Source organism: Cohnella baijiui (assembly GCF_020731285.1).
Taxonomy (GTDB): domain Bacteria; phylum Bacillota; class Bacilli; order Paenibacillales; family Paenibacillaceae; genus Cohnella.
Genome location: NZ_JAJFOW010000147.1, coordinates 1 through 373, shown reverse-complemented (window position 1 = coordinate 373; position 373 = coordinate 1). Strand labels below are relative to the sequence as shown.

1 protein-coding gene is annotated in these 373 nt (G+C 47.5%); it reads right to left on the bottom strand.

Translation table 11 applies throughout. The features are described 5' to 3' along the window. Positions 1–43: 43 nt before the first annotated feature. Positions 44–373 (bottom strand): hypothetical protein (locus LKX83_RS32060; RefSeq protein ID WP_227887312.1); only part of this gene is annotated, 330 nt, incomplete at its 5' end.

Here is a 373-nt window from a genome sequence, read left to right as displayed (position 1 = left end):
GATCATCTTGTGTTGGAACCCGGACCATAACGTATATAGACGCCTACATATGAGGAAAGCGAAATCGTTCTGTGTGCACCGATTTTGAGGAAGGATGGGGTATGTGCTCATCCTCCCATGAGACAATAATTTGCACGTCCCGTATTTTTTCGAAGACAGGAAGCATAAGGCGGGCCTGTATTTCTTCATTTGCATGCAGGCTCGATTGTGGTTGCATAGGCAGAGATAGCGGTGTACCGTCGTGGACCCGATACGCTTTGATATGAACACGGGCCGCTGTTTGGCCTGTATTCTTAATGAGAAGGTTATATATATCATACGGTGCGTCAGGGGATTTCAATGTATCGGGGCGTTTCTTGCCGGCAGGCTTTTT